The organism is Streptomyces sp. NPDC088157 (genome assembly GCF_044741545.1).
Lineage (GTDB): Bacteria > Actinomycetota > Actinomycetes > Streptomycetales > Streptomycetaceae > Streptomyces.
Genome location: NZ_JBIUSU010000001.1, coordinates 61,892 through 80,655, shown reverse-complemented (window position 1 = coordinate 80,655; position 18,764 = coordinate 61,892). Strand labels below are relative to the sequence as shown.

Annotated in this window: 15 protein-coding genes and 1 other RNA gene; 6 read left to right on the top strand and 10 right to left on the bottom strand. The window is 70.0% G+C overall.

Annotated elements, in window-relative coordinates; genetic code table 11:
- Positions 1-89: 89 nt before the first annotated feature.
- The 3 genes from ACIPFH_RS00295 to ACIPFH_RS00285 form a co-directional block, all read right to left on the bottom strand.
- Positions 90-1,412: an acyltransferase family protein gene (locus ACIPFH_RS00295; protein ID WP_401821581.1), complete on the bottom strand. Its 1,323-nt coding sequence runs from the start codon at positions 1,410-1,412 to the stop codon at positions 90-92.
- Positions 1,412-3,490 carry a bifunctional polysaccharide deacetylase/glycosyltransferase family 2 protein gene (locus ACIPFH_RS00290; protein ID WP_401823660.1) on the bottom strand — a complete coding sequence of 693 codons (2,079 nt, stop codon included), beginning with the start codon at positions 3,488-3,490 and terminating at the stop codon, positions 1,412-1,414. The genes ACIPFH_RS00295 and ACIPFH_RS00290 overlap by 1 nt, the downstream gene beginning before the upstream one ends.
- A gap of 1,167 nt (positions 3,491-4,657) precedes the next feature.
- Entirely contained in the window at positions 4,658-5,479 is an 822-nt protein-coding gene (locus ACIPFH_RS00285; RefSeq protein ID WP_401821578.1) for a hypothetical protein, read from the bottom strand.
- Between the two features lie 697 nt (positions 5,480-6,176).
- On the opposite strand from ACIPFH_RS00285, the gene ACIPFH_RS00280 reads away from it, so the two are divergent.
- Genes ACIPFH_RS00280 through ACIPFH_RS00260 form a run of 5 tightly spaced genes read left to right on the top strand, consistent with a single transcriptional unit; the run spans position 6,177 to position 12,594 of the window.
- On the top strand, positions 6,177-7,487 hold the full coding sequence (locus ACIPFH_RS00280) for an ABC transporter substrate-binding protein (protein WP_401821576.1): 1,311 nt from the start codon (positions 6,177-6,179) through the stop codon (positions 7,485-7,487).
- The gene (locus ACIPFH_RS00275; RefSeq protein WP_401821575.1) at positions 7,484-8,449 is read left to right on the top strand and encodes a carbohydrate ABC transporter permease; all 966 of its coding nucleotides are present in this window, start codon (positions 7,484-7,486) and stop codon (positions 8,447-8,449) included. Before ACIPFH_RS00280 ends, ACIPFH_RS00275 begins: the two co-directional genes overlap by 4 nt.
- Positions 8,446-9,276 carry a carbohydrate ABC transporter permease gene (locus ACIPFH_RS00270; RefSeq protein WP_401821572.1) on the top strand — a complete coding sequence of 277 codons (831 nt, stop codon included), beginning with the start codon at positions 8,446-8,448 and terminating at the stop codon, positions 9,274-9,276. The genes ACIPFH_RS00275 and ACIPFH_RS00270 overlap by 4 nt, the downstream gene beginning before the upstream one ends.
- Before the next feature lie 31 nt (positions 9,277-9,307).
- Positions 9,308-11,584, top strand: coding sequence for an alpha-xylosidase (gene yicI / locus ACIPFH_RS00265; protein ID WP_401821570.1), 2,277 nt, complete (start codon positions 9,308-9,310; stop codon positions 11,582-11,584).
- Positions 11,578-12,594, top strand: coding sequence for a LacI family DNA-binding transcriptional regulator (locus ACIPFH_RS00260; RefSeq protein ID WP_401821568.1), 1,017 nt, complete (start codon positions 11,578-11,580; stop codon positions 12,592-12,594). Before yicI ends, ACIPFH_RS00260 begins: the two co-directional genes overlap by 7 nt.
- Here the strand turns inward: ACIPFH_RS00260 and ACIPFH_RS00255 are convergent.
- The 6 genes from ACIPFH_RS00255 to ftsE all read right to left on the bottom strand — a co-directional run bounded on the left by ACIPFH_RS00255 (position 12,581) and on the right by ftsE (position 17,156).
- The gene (locus tag ACIPFH_RS00255) at positions 12,581-12,943 is read right to left on the bottom strand and encodes a hypothetical protein (RefSeq protein ID WP_401821565.1); all 363 of its coding nucleotides are present in this window, start codon (positions 12,941-12,943) and stop codon (positions 12,581-12,583) included. The two genes, ACIPFH_RS00260 and ACIPFH_RS00255, sit on opposite strands and share 14 nt — an antisense overlap.
- Positions 12,944-13,114: 171 nt before the next feature.
- Positions 13,115-13,503: a transfer-messenger RNA gene (gene ssrA, locus ACIPFH_RS00250) on the bottom strand.
- Between the two features lie 118 nt (positions 13,504-13,621).
- The gene (gene smpB, locus ACIPFH_RS00245; RefSeq protein ID WP_359121516.1) at positions 13,622-14,170 is read right to left on the bottom strand and encodes an SsrA-binding protein SmpB; all 549 of its coding nucleotides are present in this window, start codon (positions 14,168-14,170) and stop codon (positions 13,622-13,624) included.
- Positions 14,171-14,251: 81 nt separating this feature from the next.
- Positions 14,252-15,421, bottom strand: coding sequence for a S41 family peptidase (locus tag ACIPFH_RS00240; RefSeq protein WP_401821562.1), 1,170 nt, complete (start codon positions 15,419-15,421; stop codon positions 14,252-14,254).
- 67 nt (positions 15,422-15,488) lie between these two features.
- Entirely contained in the window at positions 15,489-16,406 is a 918-nt protein-coding gene (gene ftsX, locus ACIPFH_RS00235) for a permease-like cell division protein FtsX (RefSeq protein WP_020132391.1), read from the bottom strand.
- Between the two features lie 60 nt (positions 16,407-16,466).
- Positions 16,467-17,156, bottom strand: a complete 690-nt coding sequence (ftsE, locus tag ACIPFH_RS00230; protein WP_020132390.1) for a cell division ATP-binding protein FtsE — start codon at positions 17,154-17,156, stop codon at positions 16,467-16,469.
- 236 nt (positions 17,157-17,392) lie between these two features.
- On the opposite strand from ftsE, the gene ACIPFH_RS00225 reads away from it, so the two are divergent.
- A complete protein-coding gene (locus ACIPFH_RS00225; RefSeq protein ID WP_356265808.1) occupies positions 17,393-17,587 on the top strand; it encodes a hypothetical protein in 195 nt (64 codons plus the stop codon).
- A gap of 87 nt (positions 17,588-17,674) precedes the next feature.
- Here the strand turns inward: ACIPFH_RS00225 and ACIPFH_RS00220 are convergent, their stop codons facing one another.
- The gene (locus ACIPFH_RS00220; RefSeq protein ID WP_401821557.1) at positions 17,675-18,625 is read right to left on the bottom strand and encodes a hypothetical protein; all 951 of its coding nucleotides are present in this window, start codon (positions 18,623-18,625) and stop codon (positions 17,675-17,677) included.
- Between the last annotated feature and the right edge of the window lie 139 nt (positions 18,626-18,764).

Sequence of the window (18,764 nt, the reverse complement as noted above, 5' to 3'; positions counted from 1 at the left end):
CGCACACCAAACCAGGCGAACGGCGTACAGATGCGCATAGATGTGCACAGGCGCACGCACAGGGCGTTGTCCGGGGCCGCGGGGGTCGTTCAGCCCCGGTGGCTGCCCGCACCGACCCGGCCGTCCGGCCACAGGCGGGGCCTGCGGCGGGCCGCCAGGTCCTCGACCCAGCCGAAGCAGACGACGCAGACCCCGGTGAGGAGCCAGATGGCCGGCAGTTGCGGCCACGGACTCTGCAGGACCCAAGGGGCGTCGTTCTCCAGCCACGGGATGCCCCACAGCCGGTCCCACAGGGCCTCGACGACTCCGATGCACACGTTGTGCCACAGGTAGATCGTCACGGCACGGGAGTTGAGCAGAGTGATCAGCCGGTCCCAGCGGCGCAGCCGGCCCGGCCACTCCGACCAGGACGGGCTGATGTGCAGGAGCAGCAGGACCGCGGCGAAGGACCACAGGGACTGCGCGAAGGGCATGTCGTCCAGGTCGTGGCCCTCCTTGAGGTCGTGGTTCAGGGCGTACCAGAGGCCGACCGCCGCCACCGCCGGGGCCAGCGAGGGGACCACATAGCGGGGCAGGCGGCGCAGGACGCCCTCCTGGTGCGCCATGCCCAGCAGCCAGCACGCTCCGAACGCGCCGAAATCGCTGAGCTGTGCCTCCAGCCGCCAGCCGGGCACCGAGAACGCGCCGACCTCCAGGGCGGCGGACAGCGCGACGGGCGCGAGGATCGTCGGCCAGGGCAGCCGGCGCAGGGCGCGCAGCAGGAGCGGGGAGAGCAGCACGAACCAGAGGTAGGCGCGGAGGTACCACAGGGGTACGCCCATGTCGGCGGCCCAGTCGTCGCCGATCAGCCCGTGCACGCCGGGCGCGCCCTCGGCGTACGGCGGGTCGCTCAGCGGCAGGACCCAGTAGGCGAAGTGGAGCCACCACCAGCCGGGGTGCCCCTCCTCGTCCGGACTCCAGCCCCCCAGCAGCATGCCGGTCACGCCGACCGCGCCCAGCAGCCACAGCGGGGGCAGCAGCCTGCGCAGTCGGCCACGTACGACTTCCAGCGCGGGGCGTCGGGCCAGCGAGCGGGCCATGAGGTTGCCGGCGAGGGCGAACATCACGCCCATGGAGGGGAAGACGAGGGGCAGCCAGGCCCAGCCCATCAGGTGGTAGAGGACGACCCGGAAGAGGGCGATGGCGCGCAGGAGATCGAAGTAGCGGTCGCGTCCACCGCCCTTCTTCCGCGAGCCCTGCCCCTCAGCAGGGTGCTGCTCAGCACCGTGCCGAGCGGAATCCTTGTCGGAACCCCGCTGCTCCGAGCCGGCGGCCGGTTGCTCCGGACCCAGGGGACCGGTGCTCCGGGTGGGCAGCGGGGGCTGGGGCAGTTCGGGCAGCTCGGACGTGGTGTCCGTCGGTCGGATACTCATCAGGCCGTTCCTCCGTCCACGGTCGCCACCGGCGCGCCGGGCGGTGCCGCCACCTGCCCCTTGCGGCGGAGTTTCTGCCAGCGCAGGCGGCCGCCGGTGAGGGCGGTGATCCAGGACTGGAGCAGAACGATGTACATCAGCTGGCGGTAGAGGAGCTGCTGGAGCGGGAGGGAGACGAGGGGGGTGAGGCGTTCCCGGTCCAGGACGAAGGCGTACGCCGCGCAGCCCGCCTGGACGGCGAGGACGCCGAACCAGGCCGCGATCGTCTTGCCGGTGGGTCCGAAGAGCAGGCCGTAGACGAGGAAGAGGTCGATGAGCGGGGCGAGGAGCGGGGCGACGACCATGAAGAGGGAGACGAGCGGCAGGCCGACGCGGCCGAAGCGGCCCGACGGTCCGCCTTCGACGAGGGCGCGCCGGTGCTTCCAGATCGCCTGCATGGTGCCGTAGCACCAGCGGTACCGCTGGGACCACAGCTGCTGGACGGACTCGGGCGCCTCGGTCCAGGCGCGCGCCTTCTCCGCGTACACGACGTGCCACCCGTCCCGGTGGATGGCCATGGTGATGTCGGTGTCCTCGGCGAGGGTGTCGTCGCTCATGCCGCCGACCCGGTCGAGCGCGGTGCGGCGGAAGGCCCCCACCGCCCCGGGGATGGTCGGCATGCAGCGCAGGACGTCGTACATACGGCGGTCGAGGTTGAAGCCCATCACGTACTCGATGTGCTGCCAGGCGCCGATGAGGGTGTCCTTGTTGCCGACCTTGGCGTTGCCGGCGACGGCGCCGACCTGCGGATCGGCGAAGGGCTGGACGAGTTCACGGACCGTGGAGGGCTCGAAGACCGTGTCGCCGTCCATCATCACGATGAGGTCGTGCCGGGCGTTGGCGATACCCCGGTTGAGGGCGGCGGGCTTGCCCGCGTTGAGCTGCCGGACGACGCGGACGCCGGGCAGGTTCAGGTCCTCGACGATACGGGCGGTGCCGTCGCTGGAGCCGTCGTCGATGACGAGGATCTCGATCGGGTGCTCGCTCTTCATCAGCGAACGCACCGTGCTCTCGATGCACTTGGCCTCGTTGTAGGCCGGGACGAGCACCGACGCCGGTTCGGTGACGGGCGCGTCGGGTCCCCAGACGAAGCCTTCGCGGCGGGTACGGCGGGTGTGCATCGCGGAGAGCAGGAGCATCAGCCCGAAGCGGGCGAAGACGAGCACGCCGATGACGGCGAGGCCGACGACCAGGACGCCGGTGATGTCGTCGGAGGCCTCGACCAGGAAGACCCAGGCCCTGCCCTTCCACAGGTCGGTACCGGTGACCGGGGTGTGCGCGCTCGGGGCCTTCAGGGCCTCGGTGAGGTTCTCGAACTCGTAACCCTTGCGCTGAAGTTCGGGGAGGTAGGTGTCGAGCGCCCGGACCGTCTGGTGACGGTCGCCGCCGGAGTCGTGCATGAGGACGATGGCGCCCTTGCCGCCCTGTGGTGTGGAGTTGCGGATGATCTGCCGCACGCCGGGCCTGCGCCAGTCCTCGCTGTCGGCGGTGGTGAAGACGGTGAGGTAGCCGCGGGTGCCGACGTACTGGGTGACCGGCCAGGAGACGTTGTCGAGGGCGTCGGTGCTGGAGGAGTAGGGCGGCCGGAAGAGCGACGTCCGGATGCCCGCGGCTCCCGCCAGGGCCAGCTGGTTCTGGGTGAGCTCCCAGTCGATGCGCTTCTGCGACTGATAGGAGAGGTCGGGGTGGTTGAAGGTGTGCAGCCCGATCTCATGGCCCTCGTCCACCATCCGCCGGACCAGGTCCGGGTAGCGGGAGGCCATGGTGCCGGTGATGAAGAAGACGGCGTGCACATCGTGCTTCTTCAGGACGTCGAGGACCTTGGGGGTCCACTTCGGGTCGGGGCCGTCGTCGAAGGTGAGCACGATCCGGTGGTCCGGCACGGCCAGGCTGGTCTGCTGCCCGTTGCGGGTGTCGACGACCGGTCCGCCGTCGAGGACCGACTGCGGCACCTTGTCGGCGGCGGCCTCGGGGCGGATGCGGTAGTCGGCGAGGATCTCGCTGTGCACGTAGCCGCGCAGCATCAGCATCGCCATCATGGCGAGGAGCACGACGAGCGGCAGCAGATGGCGCAGCCGGAGCGACACCAGACGCCGGCGTTCGGGGGACGGCGGGGCGGCGTGCGTGGAGCCGCCGGTGGCGTGCCCCGCCGCTCGGCCCCGCCCCTGCCTCGGGCCGGACCGCCGCCCGGAGGACCGCCGCCCGGTGCTGCGCGGCCCGCCGGCCGACTCACCTCCCGGGGAGTCCACCGTCGTCGGTGAAGGGGACGACGCGGCGTGGCCGCCTGACGAGTGCGCGGGCTGCGCGTGCGTGGGCTGCCCGACAGCGGACCGTCGGGTCGAGCGACGGCTGGTACGTGGTGCCATGAGAGGTGGTTCTCCGGGGACGAGATCGGGCGAAGGTACGCGCCGCGAGACGAAGCGGCGAGGAGCGATCGTCGAGAGATCGCTGACAGAGGTGACGGATAGTGAGGGCCGAGGCCCTCGGCAGGCCCCGGGGGGCCAAGTTGCGGCCGCCGGCCACGGCCGCGAGGCGACGTTGCCGACGAATCCGACGTTGCCGATGTCGCCGGCATCGCCGGCATCGCTGATGACGGTCGCCGGCCCTTGAACCCCGTGGGTCCTCGAGGCCGGGCCGAACCCCAGCGCGCCGGGATCGGCGACACCCGCGGAGCCCTTCGCAGCGGTCCGTCGGGAACCACGGAGCCCGTGGGGCCGGTGAGGGCCGTGGGTCCCTGAAGGCTGTGGGTCCTTGAAGGCTGTGGGTCCTTGAGGCCCCGAACCTTGAAGGCCGTGGGACCTGGAGGCCCGTGGGTCCATACGGACCGGCAGCCCGCCCAGGCCCATACGGACCAGCAGCCCGTGCAGTCCATACGGGCGGCAGTCCGTTGAGCCCGTGCGGCCGGTGCGGCATCTTGCTGCGCGTGCAGCCCATGAGGTCGTGGAGCCATGAGGTCGTGGGCTGCGTCTGGGCGACCGGTGAAGCCTGTTGAGGCCGATGGAGCCCATCCGACCGTGCGGACGGTGAGGCCTGCTGGGGCCAGGGCCCACGCGGTCGCGGGCCGGTGAGGCCTTGGGGCCGGTGAGGCCTTGAGCCGGTGAGGCCCACGCGACCCGCGAGGCTTGTGCGGCCCGCGGGGCGGCGACTGCGGCCCGCGGGTCGGCGGCGCTCACGGAACCGTTGGTCGGCGGCTCCCACAGGGCGGTTCAGGCTGCCGGACTCGAGGCCGCCGGGACCGGTTCAGGGGGGCCGTCGGCGACCGTGGTCGAGCTTCCTCCGGCCGGGGACGGGGAGGAGGCCACCGAAGGAGACGCGGCGGGTGAGCTCGCCGGTGGTGGCGTGGACGGTGGCGGCGCGACCACCGGGCTGCTCGGGCCGGGGGCCGAGGAGACCGAGGCCGTCGGTCCGGTGCTGGGACGAGCGCTGCCGCTCGCCGAGGGCCGCGCCGCCGCGGACGACCGGCTCGACGGCGCCGCGCTGCCCGACGCACCCGGCGCCGCACTCGCTCCCGGCTTGCCCGGCACGGCGCCTGACGCGGTGGCGGTGACATCCGGGCCGCCCGGCAAACGGGCGCCGGGAACCCCGGGTCGCGGGGTGCTGGACTCGTCCGGCGCCGACGTGCTCTCCACGTTGCCGGCCGCCGGCTTGTCGTCGGCCTGGCCCGGCACGGGGACCGGCAGCCAGGGCGCACCCGCGTTGCCCGTCAGCAGCGCGGCCACGATGACGACGGCGTACGCCCCGCAGGCGGTACCCACCAGGATGCCGATCCGGCGGAACGTCCGGCTGCGCCGGCCGGACTCGTCGACGAACACCGGGACGTCGGAGGCGGCGTCCGATCCGTCGGGCCGCCCGCTCTTCAGGGGGTCGAGCTGGACGGTGACCTCGCCCGGATCGTGGCCCTTCCCTTCCGCGCCGCCGGGCTCCTCTCCCCAGGGGTCCCGGAGATCGCTCGAGCGTTCACTTTCGGAAAGACTGTTCGACGTGTCCGAGGCCGGCAGCAGTCCACCTTCGCACGGTACATCCAGCAATGACCGGTATCTTGCACTCTCTCCCGCCATGGACGTCAGAGGTTGCCCCTCGATCCCGGAAAAGCCCTGCGATCCCACTCCCGCCGCCGGTACGTCCCGGGTCATCGATGCGGCCTCCGGCCACTCCGGTTGGGCGTCTTCTCGCCAACTCTTCATGTGCGCACTTCCCCCCAAAAACTGTTCCGGGTGCGCCTACGACCCTGAGCGCAGTCGACGGAACCGGGCCCCCACCCAACTCCAGCGCCCCTTTTATCCCATTGCGCTCAGATCCACGAATCTAGCGCAAGCTTGGGCCCTGTGTTCGCGATGTGTCATTTATGAACAGAAGTCATGTTCATGCCTATGGCCCGAAATCAACCCCCGCCAGACCGCGACAGTCGCACTCCGACCACCCCGATCCGAAAGTGATCACTCAAGGCGCATCGGGGGTCGAGGGCGCCTCACCCATCATCGACATCAGGGACATAGAGGCAGATAAAGGCCGCGCCCAGAAGACGCCGGCACACCGGCTCAGGCATGGCCGAAAAGTTCACCGGAGCAGATAGCGGTTTGCCCGATTTCCCCACCTGCCCCATTGACGCGGACACGGCAGCCACATACGTTCCCCCGTCGAAGCGCTTCGACGTCACGCATCGAATCGATTCGATGGACGCACCGTGACGCCCCCAGACCCATCCGACTCCCCCGGAGGCACAGGATGTTGACGGCACGAAGGCGTGTGAGGGCACGACGAGGGACGGCGTGCGCGGCGGCGGTAGTCGTCGGTTCGCTGCTCCTGGCCTCCTGCGGCGGCTCGGACGGCGGCTCGACCGACGCCAAGACGCTGCGGCTGTGGCACTACGAGGCCCCGAACAGCGCGATGGGCATGGCCTGGACGGCGGCGGTCAAGGAGTTCGAGGCCCAGCACCCCGGCGTACAGGTGGAGTTCGAGGAGAAGAGCTTCGACCAGATGCAGAAGACCGCCCCGATGGTCCTGAACTCCTCCGACGCGCCCGACCTCATGGAGTACAACAAGGGCAACGCGACGGCGGGCCTGCTCTCCGAGCAGGGGCTTCTCACCGACCTGTCGGCGGAGGTGACGAAGCGCGGCTGGGACAAGCTGATCGGCCCAGGGGTACGCACCACCAGCCAGTACGACGCGAACGGCGTGATGGGGTCGGGCAAGTGGTACGGCGTGCCCAACTACGCCGAGTACACGATGGTGTACTTCAACAAGGACCTGTTCGCGAAGTACCGGCTCGCCGAGCCGAAGACGTTCGACGACCTCGTCGCGGCGATGGACACCTTCGCCGAGAACAAGATCACCCCGCTCGCCAACTCCGGCGCCGAGTACCTCGCGCAGCAGTACGTCTACCAGCTGGCCCTGTCGAAGGCGGACCGCTCCTGGGTCGACTCCTACGAGCTGTACCAGGGGAAGACCGACTTCCACGACACGGCCTGGACGTACGCGGCCGAGACCTTCGCCGACTGGGTGAAGAAGGGCTACATCGGCAAGAACTCCACCAGCGCCAAGGCCGAGGACGCGGGCGTCTCCTTCATCCGGGGCAAGGCACCGATCCTGTTCTCCGGCAGCTGGTGGTACGGCCGCTTCCAGGACGAGGCGACGTTCGACTGGGGCACCACCCTGTGGCCCGGCTCGGACCTCGCCCCGGGCTCCGGCGGCAATCTCTGGGTCGTCCCCAAGAGCGCCCACAACAAGGAGCTCGCCTACGACTTCATCGACATCACCATGTCGAAGAAGATCCAGAACCTGCTCGGCAACAAGGGCGGCGTCCCGGTCGCGGCGGACACGGCCGCCATCACCGACCCGAAGTCCAAGGAGCTCATCGCCCACTTCAACACCCTGTCCGGCCGAGACGGTCTGGCCTTCTATCCCGACTGGCCGGTCCCCGGCTTCTACGACGTCCTCGTCTCCGAGACCCAGAAGCTGATCACCGGCAGCGAGCAACCGGACGGCTACCTGGACGCGTTGCAGGAGGCGTACGACAAGGGCGTACCGAAGACATGACGGTGACCGTCGAACGCGGCGGGCGGGTGACCGGCAAGCAGGACGGGACCGTTCACCCGCGCCGCGCCCGCGATTCCTACGCGCTGTTCCTGCTCCCCGGCGCCCTCGCCTTCCTCGCCGTCGTCATCGTGCCGTTCCTGATGAACACCGGGGTGAGCCTCACCGACTGGCAGGGGGTGGGCAGCCCCGAGTGGTCCGGACTCGCCAACTACCGCGAGCTGCTGGACGACGCGGAGTTCTGGGAGAGCTTCCGGCACAGCCTCTTCATGGTCGTCGCGATGGCGGCGCTCCCCACGGCCGCCGGACTGGTCCTGGCCGCCGCCCTGTTCGACCACGTCGGCAAACACTTCGGCAGCCGGACCGCGGCCGTCCTGCGCGCCTGTTTCTATCTCCCGCAGGTACTGCCGATCGCGGTCGCCGGCATCGTCTGGAGCTGGATCCTCGCACCCGACGACGGCTCGCTGAACGAGCTCCTCCGAGCCGTCGGCCTGGGCTCCTGGCAGCAGGACTGGCTCGGCGATCCCGACCTCGCGCTGTACAGCGTCATGGGCGTGATGGTGTGGGTGCAGCTCGGCTTCCCGCTGGTCGTCTTCATGGCGGGCCTGGAACGCGTCGACCCGCAGCTCTACGAGGCGGCCGAGCTGGACGGCGCCGGCTGGTGGCGCCGCTTCCTGCACATCACGCTGCCGCAGATCCGCCCGGAGGTCTACGTCGTCCTGACCTGGTGCACGATCGCCGCGCTGAAGGTGTTCGGCGCGGTGTACGTCCTGACGAAGGGCGGCCCCGGCGGCGCGACGAACGTCCCCTCCTACTTCTCCTTCACCACGTTCTTCGAGAAGACGCAGGTCGGCTACGGCGCCGCGATCTCCACCGTGCTCACCGTGATCATCCTCGCCCTCTCCCTGGTCGGCCTGCGGCTGCAGACCCGGGCGGAGGACGCGGAGGAAGGACCGCGCACATGAAGGCCGCCCGAGCCCTGCGCCGCTACCCGGTCCTCGTGGCCCTCTGTCTGGCCGCGCTCTTCATGATCGTCCCGTTTCTGATCGTCGCCGTGAACGCGCTCAAGTCCCCGGCGGAGTACTCGCGCAGCGGCCCGTTGAGCCTGCCCGACGGCCTGTATCTGGACGGTCTGAAGGACTTCTGGGAGCGCGTCGACTACAGCCGGAAACTGCTGAACTCGGTCCTGATCAGCGGCTCGGTGGCGGTCGGGGCGGTGGTCCTGTCGGTGCTGAACGCCTACGCGATCGGCATCGGGCGGATCAGGGGCCGCACCTGGGTGCTGGCCTTCTTCGTGCTGGCGAACATGCTTCCGCAGGAGGCGCTGGTCTACCCGGTGTACTACCTGAGCAAGCAGGCCGGCCTGTACGACACCCGGCTCAGCGTGATCATCGTCTTCACGGTGATCCAGGCGGCCTTCGGCACCTATCTGCTCTCCTCCGTGCTGAGCCGGTTCCCGCGCGAGATCATCGAGGCGGCCCGGATCGACGGCGCCGGCACGTGGCAGGTGCTGTGGCGGATCGTCGTCCCGGTCAGCCGCCCCACCCTCGGCGTGCTCCTCGTCTTCTTCTTCATCTGGACCTGGAACGAGTTCCTGCTCCCGCTGGTCATGCTGATCTCCAACGACAACCAGACCGTGTCGGTGGCCCTCGGCGTCCTCCAGGGGCAGCGCCTGATGGACGCCACGATGACCAACGCGGCCGCCCTCCTCGGCGTGCTCCCGGCCCTCGTCTTCTTCCTCGTCTTCCAGCGGACCCTCACCCGCGGTATCGCCGTGGGTGCCGTGAAGTAGTGAGGACCGAGCAGTAAGGAACCCCCCACCCATGAAGTTCACCGACGGTTACTGGCTGCTGCGCGAGGGCGTCACGGCCGCCCACCCGGCCGAGGTCCTCGACGTCACCGAGTCGGACGGCGCCCTGGAGATCCACGCGCCGACCCGGCCCATCCGCAGCCGCGGCGACCTGATGACGGGACCGGTCATGACGATCACCGCCCACGCCCCGATGCCCGACGTCGTCGGCCTCACCCTCACCCACTTCACGGGCGAGCGGCCCCGGGAACCCGCCTTCGGCCTCACCGGGGCGGGGCCCGGCCCGCAGCTCTCCTACGACGACGCGTACGCGACCCTGACCTCCGGCGCGCTCTCCGTGAAGGTCGCCCGCTCCGGCCCCTGGCACGTGGAGTTCCTCGCCCACGGGCGGACGCTCACCTCCAGCGGCCCCAAGGGCATGGGCATCATGCGGGACGCGGCCACCGACGGCCACTACCTGCGCGAGCAGCTCAACCTGGGCGTGGGGACCTCCGTCTACGGCCTCGGCGAACGCTTCGGCCCGCTGGTCAAGAACGGACAGGTCGTCGACATCTGGAACGCCGACGGCGGCACCGCCACCGAACAGGCCTACAAGAACGTGCCGTTCTACCTCACGGACGCGGGCTACGGCGTCTTCGTCGACCACCCGGGCAAGGTGTCCTTCGAAGTCGGCTCGGAGGCGGTGTCGAGGGTCCAGTTCAGCGCCGAGACCCAGGAGTTGACGTACTACGTCATCCACGGCCCCACCCCGAAGGACATCCTGCGCAAGTACACCGCCCTCACCGGCCGCCCCGCCCTCCCGCCCGCCTGGTCGTTCGGCCTGTGGCTGTCGACCTCGTTCACCACCTCCTACGACGAGGAGACGGTGACCTCCTTCATCGAGGGCATGCGGGAGCGCGAACTCCCCCTGTCCGTCTTCCACTTCGACTGCTTCTGGATGCGCGAGTTCAACTGGTGCGACTTCCGCTGGGATCCACGGGTGTTCCCCGACCCGGAGGGCATGCTGACCCGGCTGAAGGCGAAGGGCCTGCACGTCAGCGTGTGGATCAACCCGTACATCGCCCAGCGGTCGCCGCTCTTCGCGGAGGGCAGAGCACTCGGCCATCTGCTGAAACGCCCGGACGGCAGTGTCTGGCAGTGGGACCTGTGGCAGCCCGGCATGGCCCTCGTCGACTTCACCAGCGCCGCCGCGCGCGACTGGTACGCGGCCAAGCTGGAGGCACTGCTCGCACAGGGCGTCGACTGCTTCAAGACCGACTTCGGCGAACGCGTCCCCGTCGACGTGGCCTGGTCCGACGGCTCGGACCCGGAGCGGATGCACAACTACTACACGTACCTCTACAACCGCACCGTCTTCGACGTGCTGCGCAAGCACCGGGGCGAGGGGGACGCGGTCGTCTTCGCGCGGTCGGCGACGACCGGCAGCCAGCAGTTCCCGGTGCACTGGGGCGGCGACTGCGAGGCGACGTACGAGTCGATGGCGGAGTCGCTGCGGGGCGGGCTGTCCCTGGGTCTGTCGGGGTTCGGCTTCTGGAGCCACGACATCGGCGGCTTCGAGGGCACGCCGACTCCCTCGTTGTTCAAGCGCTGGCTCGCCTTCGGTCTGCTGTCCTCGCACAGCAGACTGCACGGCAGCTCCTCGTACCGGGTGCCCTGGCTGTTCGACGATGAGTCGGTGGACGTGCTGCGGCACTTCACCCGGCTGAAGCTGCGGCTCATGCCCTACCTGTACGAGGCCGCCCGCGTGGCCCACGAGGAGGGCACCCCGATGATGCGGGCGATGGTGCTGGAGTTCCCCGCGGATCCCGGCTGCGCGCACCTGGAGCGGCAGTACATGCTCGGCCCCGATCTGCTGGTCGCGCCGGTGTTCAGCGACGCGGGGGACGTGGCGTACTACGTCCCCGAGGGCACCTGGACCCACTACCTCACCGGGCGGACGGTGACCGGGCCGCGCTGGGTGCGTGAGCGCCACGGCTTCCTCAGCGCCCCGCTGCTGGTGCGGCCGGGCGCGGTGCTCCCGGTGGGCTCCCACGCCGACCGGCCGGACTACCCGCACGCCGACGGGGTCACCCTGCGCACGTACGGCCTGGAACGCGGCGCTCAGGTCACGGTGCGGGTAGGGGACGTGACCTTCACCGTCGTACGGGAGGGGGACACGCTGCGGGCGTCCGCGAGCGACCCTGCGGCACCGTGGGCGCTGGCCGCCGGGGACCGGGTCGCACGCGCGGCGGCGGGCACCGGCTTCCTGACCCTGGAGGCCCCGGACGACCGGGAGCAGGTCCGATGGTGAAGATCACCGATGTGGCGCGGCACGCCGGCGTCTCCCCCAGCACGGTGTCGTACGCGCTGAGCGGCAAGCGCCCGATCTCCGAGGAGACCCGGCGGCGGGTCGAGGAGGCCGCCCGCGCACTGGGCTACCGCCCGCACGCCGGCGCCCGGGCGCTGGCCAGCAGCCGCTCGAACGTGCTGGCGCTCGTGGTGCCGCTGCGGACCGGCATCCATGTCCCGGTCGTCATGCAGTTCGCGGTGTCGGTGGTGACGGCGGCCCGCAACCACGACCACGACGTGCTGCTGCTGACGCAGGAGGAGGGCGAGGAGGGACTGCGCAGGGTCGCGGACACCGCCCTGGTCGACGCCCTGATCCTGATGGACGTCCAGCTCCAGGACCCCCGGCTGCCGTTGCTGCGCTCCCTGGACCGGCCGTCCGTGATGATCGGCTTCCCGCTCGAGGCCTCCGGGCTGACCTGCATCGACCTCGACTTCCGGGCGGCCGGCGAGCAGTGTGTGGAACACCTGGCGCAGCTCGGGCACCGGGTGGTCGGGCTGGTCGGGTCGCCGCCGGAGGTGTATGTGCGCGGGACGGCGTTCGCGCAGCGCGTGGTCCAGGGGTTCACGGCGGCCGCCGACCGGGCCGGGCTCGCCTCCACCGTCCACCCTTGCGAGGCGACCCCCGCCGCGGCCCGCGAGGTGGCCGAGCGACTGCTGCGCGAACAACCCGCGCTGACGGGGGTGGTGGTTCACAACGAGGCGGTGCTGGAGCCGCTCATCGACGCGTTCGAGCAGCTCGGGCTGCGGATCCCCGGCGACCTGTCGGTCACCGCGATCTGCCCGGACGAGCTCGCCTCGGGGCTGCGGGTGCCCGTCACCTCCATCGCGCTGCCGTCGGCGGAGGTGGGTGAGCGGGCGGTGGAGCTGCTGATGCGCAAGCTCGGCGGCGAGGCCGTTCCGGAGGCGACGCTGCTGCCGCCGACGCTGACCCGGCGGGCGAGCACGGCGCCCCGGACGGTCAGTCCACGCTGACCGGGTTGCCCAGGCGCGTGCCCAGGATCGCGCAGGACACGCCCTGGACGCCTTCGTAGCTCACGGTGCGACCGGGAGCGAGTTCCCGGGCGAGGCGTTCGGCCAGCGTCTCGCCCTCCTCGTGCAGGCGCAGGAACATGGCGTCGTAGCGGACGTCGTCGCGGTCGGCCAGCCAGGTGTTCATGGCCGCGTCGATGCCCCGCGCCCAGGCGGTCAGGTCGGCGACCAGCGCCTCGGACAGGCCGAGGGCGGCTCGGGGGTCGTCCGGGGCGAAGTCGTCGTAGAGGCCCCTGCGGAGCGGGAGCGCGCGGTACTCGCCCAGGAGTGTGATGTGCGGCGGATCGCCCACCGGGCCCTCCCTCTCTCGTCACGGCAAGAACCTGTCACGAACAAGAACCCCGCCGCTCGGAAGCGACGGGGTTCTTGTTCACATGGGATGAGAGGGCCTGGGGGTCATGCCCCCGGGCAGAAGGCGCGGTGGCCTGGGCTCGCGCACTTGCGAGCGCAGGTCACCTCCATCTCGTGGAGATGGCGGGAATCGAACCCGCGTCCAACGGTGCAGAATCAGGGCTTCTCCGTGTGCAGTTCGCTGTGATTTTCTCGGCCCCGGCGATCACGCGAACAAGTCGCCGACGGGCCCAGTCACTGTTTGATTTCCCATCGAACCCCGTGACCGGGCTCGATGGTTTAGTTCCCTAGATTATGCCAGGATCCGGATCGGGAACGCTTCCGGGCTGACACCCATTATGGGTCCTACACTCACTGCTTATTAGGCAGCGAGGGCGTAGGACTGGGAATCGCTCTTGGTATTGGCGATTATTTTTTGCGACATATGGTTTACGAGATCATTGCCGCTTCCTCGACACGCTTCCCCTGCTTCAACATTCGCTGTCGAAACCGATCATCCCCATGTTGATTTTTCAATCCCTCCGGAGAGGGTTCGTGCCTGCTGTGAGGCACAGGTGCCATCGTACGTGACCAACGCCCGACGGTGCCACCGTATTCCCGGCGACCTCGCGTGCGGCGGCTACGCGTGCCGCTGCTTGCGCTTCTCCGCCGCGATCACCCGGTCCGTCTCCCGGCGGTCCTGCTGCTCGCGCAGGGTCTGGCGCTTGTCGTACTCCTTCTTGCCGCGCGCCAGCGCGATCTCGGCCTTGGCCCGGCCGTCCTTGAAGTAGACGGCGAGGGTCACGATCGTGTGACCCGTCTCCTCGGCCTTCACCGCCAGCTTGTCGATCTCCTCGCGGTGCAGCAGCAGCTTGCGCTTGCGGCGCGCGGAGTGGTTGGTCCAGCTGCCCTGGAAGTACTCGGGGATGTGCGCGGCGTGCAGCCACGCCTCGTTCCCCTCGATCTGGACGAAGGCGTCGGTCAGCGAGGCGCGCCCCTCGCGCAGCGACTTCACCTCGGTGCCGGTGAGCACGAGACCGGCCTCGTACACATCGATGATCGCGTAGTCGTGCCGGGCCTTCTTGTTCTGCGCGACGATCTTGCGCTTGCCGTCCTTGACCTTGCCGGACGCGGCCGCCCCGCCCTGCTTCGGCTGGGACTCCTTCGGTACGTACATTCCCTTGCTCATAGTGCAGCCAGTTTCGCACCCGGAGGCCCACTGAGGGAAAGCCGATTACCGAGCCGGGCGTCGGGCCCGGTCACGGGTGGCTCAGGACACGTCCCCGAGCCCGCTCAGCACGGTCTCGGCCCGCTCCAGCGCCCCGTCGTCCGCCTCCAGGTCGGGGGTGATGCCCCGGCCGTCGACGCCATGGCCGGAGGGGGTGCGGTAGTGCCCGACTGTCAGCTCGGCGACGGAGCCGTCCGGCAGCCGGCTCGGCATCTGGACCGAGCCCTTGCCGAAGGTCCGGGTGCCCACGACGACCGCGCGGCCACGGTCCTGGAGGGCGCCGGTGAGCAGCTCGGCGGCGCTCATCGTGCCGCCGTCCACGAGTGCGACCAGAGGGCTGGTGGTGTCACCGCCGCCCTCGGCGTGCAGGGCGCGCTGGTCGCCGTCGACGTCGTAGGTGGCGACGAGGCCGCCGTCGAGGAAGGCGGAGGCGGTGGACACGGCCTCGGTGACCAGACCACCGGAGTTGCCGCGCAGATCCAGGACGATGCCGGCGCCGGCCGGGGCCCGGCGGACGGCGCTGCGCACGCTGTCACCGACGCCCTTGGTGAACGCGGCGACGGTGATGACGGTGGTGCCGTCGGAAAGCCGGTGGACGGTGACCGAGTCCGTGGAGAGGAGCGCCCGGCGCAGGGTCTCGGTCCACGCGCGCGTGCCGCGCTCCAGACCGAGACGGACGGTGGTGCCGGCGGGCGCGTCCGTGGCGTCACCGCGCAGTAAGGAGACGACGTCGGTGACCGGGAGCCCGTCGACGGACCGCCCGTCGACGGTGCGCAACCGGTCGCCCGCGTGGACACCGGCGGCGGCCGCGGGCGATCCCGACTGCACCTTGGTCACCTCGATCCGGCCGCCCCGCTCACGCCGCGCCTCCAGTCCGACGCCGGTGTACCGGCCGTCGAGCGACTCCTCGAATTCCTCGTACTCGCCCTCGGAGTAGACGGCCGCCCAGCGGTCCCCGCTGCGGCTGACGGCTCGCTCGGCGGCCTCCATCGGGGACTTGCCGTCCGCGGCGGCCTCCTCGGCGGCCCGCGTCACGTCCTCGGAGTGACCGGCGGGGGCCGTGGAGGGGGCGGCGCTCCGCCCGCCTTTACCCGGGTCTCCCGGCAGCGATCCGGTGGCGGCGCCCGCGACGAGCACACTCGCGAACACCAATGTCAGGGCGGCCCCGCGGCCGAAACGGCGGGGCTGACAGAACAGGTCACGGCCTGACATGGCGGTGAGTCTAGGGGAACGCCAGGGGCCGCACGGTCGGTTGACCGTACGACCCGCGGGGCGTGTGTCACACCTTGAGGTACTTGCGCAACGCGAAGAACGCGGCCAGCGCGGGCATCAACAGGCTCGTGGCGAGGATGAGCGGAAGCTTGGTCAGCACGGCGTCCCAGCCGATGAAGTTGATCAGGTTCAGCTTCTCGGACAGGGCCAGGCCGTTGTCGATGATGAAGTACCGGGCGATCACCAGGAATCCGCAGGCGACCGTGCCGCCGATCAGCCCGGCGACCGCCGCCTCGGCGATGAACGGCGCCTGGATGTAGAAGCCGGAGGCCCCGACGAGCCGCATGATCCCCGTCTCACGCCGTCGGCTGAAGGCCGAGACACGCACGGTGTTGACGATCAGCATCAGCGCCACGACGAGCATCAGCGCCATGACCGCCCGCGCCGCCCAGTTCATGCCGTTGAGCAGCCCGAAGAGGTTGTCCAGGATGCCCTTCTGGTCCTGCACGGACTGCACGCCGTCCCGCCCGTCGAAGGCGGTCGCGATGACCTGGTACTTCTCCGGGTCCTTCAGCTTGATGCGGTACGACTCCTGCATCTGGTCCGGGGTGAGGGAGCTGGCCAGCGGGGAGTCGCCGAACTGCTCCTTGTAGTGCTTGTACGCGTCGTCCTGCGACTCGTACGTCACCTTCTCGACGACACCCATCTTGTCGAGGTCGGACTTGATCTGCTTCTTCTGGTCCGCGGTGACCGCGCCCTTGGCGCAGTTCGGGTCGGACTCGGCGTCGCTCTTGTTGCAGAGGAAGACCGAGACGTTGACCTTGTCGTACCAGTAGCCCTTCATCGTGCTGACCTGGTCGCTCATCAGGAGCGACCCGCCGAAGAGCGCCAGGGACAGGGCGACGGAGACGACGACGGCGAAGGTCATCGTCAGGTTGCGGCGGAGACCGACGCCGATCTCCGACAGTACGAACTGGGCGCGCATGGCGAGTTGTTCAGGCCTTTCCGGGGACGTCCGCGAGGGCGGGGGCGATGGCGGGGGCGGTCAGTGCTGGTAGCCGTAGACGCCGCGCGCCTGGTCGCGGACGAGGCGGCCCTGCTCCAGCTCGATGACGCGCTTGCGCATCTGGTCCACGATGTTCTGGTCGTGCGTGGCCATCAGCACGGTCGTGCCGGTCCGGTTGATCCGGTCGAGCAGCTTCATGATGCCGACGGAGGTCTGCGGGTCGAGGTTGCCGGTGGGCTCGTCCGCGATCAGCAGCTTGGGCCGGTTCACGAAGGCACGCGCGATGGCGACGCGCTGCTGCTCACCGCCGGACAGCTCGCCGGGCATCCGGTCCTCCTTGCCGCCGAGCCCGACGAGGTCGAGCACCTGCGGCACGGACTTGCGGATCTCGCCCTTCGACTTGCCGATGACCTCCTGCGCGAACGCGACGTTCTCCGCCACCGTCTTGTTCGGCAGCAGCCGGAAGTCCTGGAAGACCGTCCCCAGCTGGCGGCGCATCTGCGGCACCTTCCAGTTGGAGAGGCGCGCGAGGTCCTTGCCGAGGACGTGCACCTGACCGTGGCTGGTGCGCTCCTCGCGGAGGACCAGCCGCAGGAATGTGGACTTTCCGGATCCGGAGGATCCCACGAGGAACACGAACTCGCCCTTCTCCACCTCGAGGGAGACATCCCTGAGTGCGGGGCGGGTCTGCTTGGGGTAGACCTTGGAGACGTTGTCGAATCGGATCACGGATGCACCACGGGTCGCCGGGGGTAGATGAGCGTGACCATACGCGAACCGGGGAGGGCGGCGCAGGCGTCAGGAGGGGTTGGGTGGGGCTTGTGCGTTTTTGTACGGGACTTTGTATGCCCACCGCTCTCCGGGTGGGCCGCGCGGCCCCCGGCGGAACCTGGCACAGTGGAGGGGGAACGTTCCCGTTCCCCGAAGCGTTGTGTACTTGGAACCGGTGCAAGGAGGGCGAGCGCATGACGTACGACCGGCTGGTGTGCGCTAACTGCGCCGCGCCCGTGAGCGAAGGCCGGTGCCCCGTGTGCCGCGCGAGCCGCGAGCGGATGCAGCAACAGGAGAACTTCTTCGCGGGACTGAACCCGATGGCGCTCATCGCGCTGCTGGCGGTACTGGTGGCGGCGCTGGCGCTGCTGGCCCACCAGACCGCGTGATCCCGGACGCGCATCACGAAGGGGCCCGGAGCTGATCGCTCCGGGCCCCTTCGCGTGTACGTCACGTACGGACACGACTACCTGACGTCAGGCAGCGGCCCCGCCGCGGCCGGCCACGAGGCGCGGCAGCACCCGGAAGCCGACGCCGCCGGCGATCATCGTGGCAGCGCCGATGATCAGGAACGTGGTCTGGCCGGCGCCGGTCTCGGCGAGCTCCTTGCCACCACCCTGCGCGCTGGTGTCGGCGGCGGAGTCCGAGGTGTCGGTCAGCGCGGAGCTGCCCTCCTCCTGGGTGGAGGTGCCGTCGGTGTCGGTACCGGTACCGGCGGAGGCGCTGCCCTGCGAGGACGAGCCGGCGGACGTGCTGCCCTCGGAGGACGAGCCCGAGGAGGTGTTGCCCTCGCTGGAGCTGCCGGAGGACGTGTTGCCCGAGGACGTGTTGCCGCTCGAGGTGCCCGCCGAAGTGCCGGTCGAGGTACCCGCGGACGTACCCGTCGAGGTACCCGCGGACGTACCCGTCGAGGTGCCGGCGGACGTGCCGGTCGAGGTGCCCGCCGAAGTGCCGGTCGAGGTGCCGGCGGACGTACCGGTCGAGGTACCCGCGGACGTACCCGTCGAGGTACCGGCCGAAGTACCCGTCGAGGTACCGGCGGACGTACCCGTCGACGTGCCGGTGGACGTGCCCTCCGAAGTACCCGTCGACGTACCCGCCGACGTGCCGGTGGACGTGCCCTCCGAAGTACCCGTCGACGTACCCGCCGAGGTACCGGTGGACGTGCCCTCCGAAGTACCCGTCGACGTACCCTCCGAAGTACCGGTGGACGTACCCGCCGACGTGCCGCCGTCGGTGCAGATCCCGATCGGGCAGGGCTCCTCGCCCGTCTGCGGGGTGACTTCGCCGGACGTCGAGACAAGACCGCTGAGGCCACCCTCGTCACCGGCGGCCGAGGCGACCCCGGCCACCGTCAGCGAGGCACCCGCGGCGATCACGGCGCCCGCGGCTATGCGCGCGACCCGGATCCGCGTCTTCTTGGTCATATGGTTGCTACCCCCAGTAGCTGAATCGTCGATGAGGCCGCGCCCGGGGCCGTGATCGACGGAGGTAGCCGATATGTAGCTGAAGCCCCCGGTTCACATGCGCCCCGGAGATACGCATGCCACACTGCACCTTCCCCAC

Bases quoted from the DNA above. Each gene is read 5' to 3' on its own strand.
- ACIPFH_RS00295 (WP_401821581.1), bottom strand. From the start codon at position 1,412: ATGAGTATCCGACCGACGGACACCACGTCCGAGCTGCCCGAACTGCCC.
- ACIPFH_RS00290 (WP_401823660.1), bottom strand. From the start codon at position 3,490: ATGATGGCGATGCTGATGCTGCGCGGCTACGTGCACAGCGAGATCCTC.
- ACIPFH_RS00280 (WP_401821576.1), top strand. From the start codon at position 6,177: ATGTTGACGGCACGAAGGCGTGTGAGGGCACGACGAGGGACGGCGTGC.
- ACIPFH_RS00275 (WP_401821575.1), top strand. From the start codon at position 7,484: ATGACGGTGACCGTCGAACGCGGCGGGCGGGTGACCGGCAAGCAGGAC.
- ACIPFH_RS00270 (WP_401821572.1), top strand. From the start codon at position 8,446: ATGAAGGCCGCCCGAGCCCTGCGCCGCTACCCGGTCCTCGTGGCCCTC.
- yicI (WP_401821570.1), top strand. From the start codon at position 9,308: ATGAAGTTCACCGACGGTTACTGGCTGCTGCGCGAGGGCGTCACGGCC.
- ACIPFH_RS00260 (WP_401821568.1), top strand. From the start codon at position 11,578: ATGGTGAAGATCACCGATGTGGCGCGGCACGCCGGCGTCTCCCCCAGC.
- smpB (WP_359121516.1), bottom strand. From the start codon at position 14,170: ATGAGCAAGGGAATGTACGTACCGAAGGAGTCCCAGCCGAAGCAGGGC.
- ACIPFH_RS00240 (WP_401821562.1), bottom strand. From the start codon at position 15,421: ATGTCAGGCCGTGACCTGTTCTGTCAGCCCCGCCGTTTCGGCCGCGGG.
- ftsX (WP_020132391.1), bottom strand. From the start codon at position 16,406: ATGCGCGCCCAGTTCGTACTGTCGGAGATCGGCGTCGGTCTCCGCCGC.
- ACIPFH_RS00225 (WP_356265808.1), top strand. From the start codon at position 17,393: ATGACGTACGACCGGCTGGTGTGCGCTAACTGCGCCGCGCCCGTGAGC.
- ACIPFH_RS00220 (WP_401821557.1), bottom strand. From the start codon at position 18,625: ATGACCAAGAAGACGCGGATCCGGGTCGCGCGCATAGCCGCGGGCGCC.